We start from the raw sequence: 2,835 nt of genomic DNA on the forward strand, positions 1-2,835 counted from the left end.
GCGCGGCTGGCCGAGGCCTGGGCCGGGGCCGGGCTGGCGGCCTCCGGCGCCGCGCTGCGCCCGGTCCACCGCACGCTGGCGTCCAATCACCGCCGCCTGGGCAAGTAGCCCCCAGATGGCGGGTGCAGGGGACCCCGTCCCCTGCCGGGGGAGTTTGAGGGGGCGGAGCCCCCTCAACCTTCATGCTTCCTGTTCTGCCTCCAGCCCATAATACCGCCCGAGCAGCCCCGGATAAGCCAGCCCCTCCGCGACCCGCGCGCGCCCTTCCTCCGGCAGTGGCCGGGGCTGGCAGTCCAGCAGCGCGTCCAGCACGGTATCCGGCCGCAGCATGGCGGTCATCGGCAGCAGCTCGCCCCAGCCGAGCGCGCGCAGCCGGGTCGCGATGGCGCCGAGGCCGAAGGCCACCGGATAGACCTTCCCCGCCAGCGCCGCCGACAGGGTGTAGGAATAGGTCTCCGGCCAGACGGCGGGGAAGAAGGCGAGGTCTGGCGCCAGCTCGGCCAGGCGCTGTGGCAGCTCCGCCTCCTCATAGGCGCCGGTGATGGCGACATTGCCGATCGCCCGCAGGGCGTCGTCGCGGTCGGTGTAGCCCAGGATGGTGAAGCGCAGCGGCAGGGCGCGGCGCTGGGCGCGGGTGGCCAGCTCCTGCAGCAGCACCGAGCCCTTGTGCGGCCCGATGGCGCCGATCACCACCACATGCCGCGCCGCCCCCGGGGCGGGGGCGGTGGCGGTGGCGGGGCGCTCCGGCAGCGCCGGCTCGGGGTGCGGCCGCAGGGTGAAGCCGAGGCCGGGGAAATGCCGCCCCAGCCGCTCCGCCACGTCGGCATCGGGCACGTAGCGCCGGCGGGCGCCGCGCAGCAGCCGGCCGAACCGCTCGCGCCATTCCCAGACCGAGGGGTGGCCGAAGGGCGAGCCGTCGCGGGCGATGCAGCGCTCGCAGCTCTCCAGCGCCGGCTCGCCGCAATAGACGCCGCCGCGGTCGATCATGGTGATGCGCGGGCAGGCGGCCATGTAGTCGTGCAGCGTCACGTCATAGGCGAGGCCGGCGCGGGCGCAGGCCAGGCGCAGGAAATCCGCCGCCGCCTCGGGCATGCCGGCCAGGTGGTGGATATGCACCAGCCGCAGCTTCAGGCGCCGCAGCGCCTCGGCGAAGCGCGGCAGGTCGCGCGCCACGCTGTAGGGGCGCAGATTGACCATCTCCCGCCCCAGCGGATCGTCCAGCTTCAGCAGGCCGGGGCTGTCCGGGGCCGGGCGCAGGGTGAAGGCGGGGATGCCCTCCGCCTCGAGCAGCGCCGAGAGGTCGCGCACATGCCGCTCGGTGCCGCCGCCCCAGTCATGCGTGACCATCAGCACGCCGCCGCCGCCCGCGCGCGCGCCCATGCGGGCGAGGTCGAGCGCCTCGCGGTAGCCCTGCATCGGGTTGGCGGTGATGAAGTCGGAGACGAGCTGGCCGTAGCCCGGGTGCAGCTCCTCGACCTTGCGCACCGCCGCCTCGACCCGCGCCGCCTTGCTGGCGCCGAAGGAGGCGGCGCCGTGGTGGCGGACGAAGACATCGGCGGCCAGGATGTTGCGCCAGCCGGCGGCGGCGGCGCGGCGGCAGAGGTCGTTCTCCTCGCCATAGCCCTTGCCGAAATTCGCCTCGTCGAGCAGGCCGATGCGGTCGAGGCAGTCGCGCCGCACATACATGCAGAAGCCGACGCCGGTCGGCACCTCGGCCTCGCCGCCCGGATTGGCCTCGGCGGCGAGCCGGTCCAGCGCCGCGTCGTCGAGGCCGAGGCGCAGCCAGTTGTCGCGGTTGGCGCGCGGGTAGCTGAAGATCTCGGCGTTGTTGGAGAAGGGGGTGACGGTGCCGGTGTCCGGGCGGCGCCGCGCGGCGGCGTGCATCCGGTCCAGCCAGTCATTGTGGACCTCGGTGTCCGAGTTCAGCAGCAGCACGTCGCGCTCGGGGTGCAGCGCCATGCCGAGATTGCAGGCGCCGACGAAGCCCAGATTCTGCGGCGTGGCGTGCAGCTCGATCAGGCCGCGCGCGGCGAGGTCGCGCAGCGCCGCGCGCAGCGCGGGTTCCGGCCCGTGGTCGTCCACCACCAGCAGGCGGAAGGGCGTGCGCTGCGGCGCCGCCAGCACCGAGTAGAGGCAGCGCATCGTCTCGTCGAAGCCGGCATAGACGGGGACGATGACATCGAGCACCGGCGGGCGCGGATCGGGCGTCCAGGTCGCTTCCAGCGCCGCCCATTCGGCGGGCGTGGGCGCGCGCGGCGGGTCGATGCAGTCGGCGGCGGCGAGCAGCCGCTCGCGCTCCGGCGGCAGGGCGGCGCGGCCCTCCTCGCGCCCGGCCTGCAGGTAGTGCAGCAGCGGGTTGGCGCCGGAGCTGGCCACATCCGGGTTGCGCTCCAGGTAGAAGCGGGTGGCGAAGCCCTGGCTGGGGTCGAGCCCCTGCTGCCAGCCCTCCCGCAGGTAGTGCGCGACCGGGTCCTGGCCCTCCAGCGCGCCGGGGGGGCATTGCAGCCGGTAATGCGCCGGGTCGAACAACCCGCTGCGCGTCACCAGCAGCAGCGTCTCGGTCGGGATCTCGCGGGGGGCGCGCGCCATCAGCCCTTGCGCCCCAGGCCGCGCAGCCGGTCCATGATGCGGCGCAAGGGCGCGGTGATGCGCCAGGAGGTGGAGTTGCGCAGCATCGCGATCTCCTGCCGCGCCGCCGCCAGCAAAGCGGGGTCGATGCCCGGGCCGCCGGCGGCGGCGCCGGTGGCGCCGGGATAGGGGGCGCCCAGCAGCCGCTCCAGCTGTGCCTCCAGGCTGGCGCAGCGCAGCGCCAGCCGGTCGCGCTCGGCCAGGGTC

General features: G+C 74.9%; 2 protein-coding genes. Both read right to left on the bottom strand.

What is annotated here, in order from left to right; translation table 11 throughout:
- Positions 1–180: 180 nt before the first annotated feature.
- Positions 181–2,589, bottom strand: coding sequence for a glycosyltransferase (locus tag HMPREF0731_RS08730; protein ID WP_007003724.1), 2,409 nt, complete (start codon positions 2,587–2,589; stop codon positions 181–183).
- Positions 2,589–2,835 (bottom strand): hypothetical protein (locus HMPREF0731_RS25185; RefSeq protein WP_007003725.1); only part of this gene is annotated, 247 nt, incomplete at its 5' end. The genes HMPREF0731_RS08730 and HMPREF0731_RS25185, both read right to left, overlap by 1 nt.

Source organism: Pseudoroseomonas cervicalis ATCC 49957, from assembly GCF_000164635.1.
GTDB lineage: Bacteria > Pseudomonadota > Alphaproteobacteria > Acetobacterales > Acetobacteraceae > Pseudoroseomonas > Pseudoroseomonas cervicalis.

What these genes read in the sequence shown, in the direction of transcription:
- HMPREF0731_RS08730 (WP_007003724.1), bottom strand. Translation starts at nt 2,589, where the DNA reads ATGGCGCGCGCCCCCCGCGAGATCCCGACCGAGACGCTGCTGCTGGTG.